At 33.1% G+C, this 2,164-nt stretch carries 2 protein-coding genes; both read left to right on the forward strand.

The window, feature by feature from the left end; genetic code table 11:
• Window positions 1–1,086: efflux RND transporter periplasmic adaptor subunit (locus B2U95_RS07955; RefSeq protein ID WP_296314653.1), on the forward strand; the 1,086-nt coding region annotated here is incomplete at its 5' end.
• Window positions 1,087–1,100: 14 nt separating this feature from the next.
• Window positions 1,101–2,164, forward strand: a 1,064-nt coding sequence (locus tag B2U95_RS07960; RefSeq protein ID WP_296314656.1) for an efflux RND transporter permease subunit, incomplete at its 3' end; no start/stop codon positions are given.

Genomic DNA, 2,164 nt, shown 5'->3' on the forward strand with positions numbered 1-2,164 from the left:
AATACTAAAGACATTCAAAAGAAAAAAGAAGAACTAGTTAATAAACAACAAGCCTTAGCTGTTCAAATCAAACAATTGGACGCAAAACTTGAGAGTATAAATCCAGATCGTAACGTCCCTTTAATTACAACTATTACAGCAAAGTCTGTAAAATTTGTACACTTTTTAGAATTACAAGGAAGTGTAGAAACCAAGGAAAACTTACTAATTACTCCAGAAATGTCAGGTATACTAACACGTGTATATGTAAAAGAAGGAGACAAGGTGTCTAAAGGACAGCTATTAGGAAAATTAGATGATGGAGGTTTAAGTCAACAGTTTTCATCTGCAAAAATTCAGGCTGATTTACTTAAAACAACTTTTGATCGTCAAAAGCGTCTTTGGGATCAAAAAATCGGTAGTGAAATACAATATTTACAAGCTAAATCTTCTTACGAAAGCGCTGTTGAAAGTGTTAAACAAGTAGAGCAGCAATTAGCTAAATCTAATATAAGAGCACCATTTACTGGTGTTGTTGATGATGTTTTTACAGAACAAGGCAATGTGGTTGCAGCAGGACAAACGCAATTAATGCGTATTGTTAATCTTAGCAACATGTACATCGAAACAGATGTGCCAGAAGACTATATTACTAGTATTAATAACGGTAAAGACGTTGAGGTCACGTTTCCTGTATTAGGCAAGAAAATAGATGCTAAAATTAGACAAACAGGAAATTATATAAATCCTGCAAATAGAACATTTAAAGTAGAGATTGCAGTACCAAATAAAGATAAAACTATTAAGCCCAACTTAACAGCTCGTTTAAAGCTTAATGATTACACCAATGAAAATGCTATTCTTATTCCGCAAAGTATTATTTCAGAAAACGCAGATGGCGAACAATACATTTACATTTTAGAAAATAAAAACGGGGAGAAAGCTACTGCAAAACAGTTAATAATTAAAACTGGTAAAACACAAGGAGATCAAATTGAAATTATTTCGGGTCTAAAAGCAAACGATGAAATTGTGAAGGAAGGTGCGCGCAGTATTAAAGATGGTCAAACCGTTAAAATTATTAATAACAACAATTCTAACGTCTAAAAAACGATCAACTAATGACTAGTAAAAAGAAACAAAAAAAGAACGTTGATAAAGAGTTTGGTTTATCGTCTTGGGCTATAAACAACAAGACCACTATGTATGTGGCTATTTCAGTAATTCTGTTTTTAGGAGCTTCAGCATACTTTAGCATGCCAAGAGAGAATTTCCCAGAAATTAAAGAAACTAAAATATATATCAGTTCCTTATTTCCAGGAAATACAGCAGAGGATATAGAGAAATTAATAACAGATCCACTAGAGGACAAGCTAAACACAGTGAGTAATAAAGTAGAAATCACCTCTACTTCTCAAGAAGATTACTCTATAATTATTATTGAGTTTGATGAAAACATAACCGGAGAAGCTGCCAAACAAAAAGTAAAAGATGAAATTGACAGCGAAACCTCTGGTGAAGATTGGCCAACATTTAATGGCGCTAAAGTAGAACCTAATGTATTCGATTTGAGTATGTCTGAAGAAATCCCAATTCTTAATATTAATATCTCAGGAAATTATCCTGTTGAAAGATTAAAAGAGTTTGGAGAATATCTCGAAGATGAAATAGAAGATTTAGAAGAAATAAAGCAAGTAGATATAAGAGGTGCTCAAGAAAAAGAAGTCGAAGTTGCAGTAGATGTCTATAAAATGATGGCATCAAAAGTGAGTTTTGAAGATATTACAAGTGCCATTGGTAATGGAAATATGACCATGTCTGCTGGTAATTTAATTGCAAGTGGTCAGCGAAGAACTATACGAATTATTGGTGAAATTGAAAATCCTAAAGAACTAGAGAATTTTGTTGTAAAGGTTGAAAACAACAACCCTATTTACCTTAAGGATATTGCCACAATAGGCTTTCAACCTAAAGAGAAAACAACTTACGCTAGAGCGTTTAATCAGGCAGAGGAAAAAAGTGAAACCGTTGTAATGCTCGACGTTAAAAAGCGTGCTGGAAAAAACATGGTCACAGCAGCCGAGAAGATTGAAAAAATTGTCGCTGATGCAAAGACCAATGTATTTCCGACCAATTTAAAAATAACAATTACTAACAATCAATCTTCAAAAACTATTGGTCAAGT

Origin of the sequence: Winogradskyella sp. UBA3174 (assembly GCF_002364335.1) — a bacterium.
GTDB lineage: Bacteria > Bacteroidota > Bacteroidia > Flavobacteriales > Flavobacteriaceae > Winogradskyella.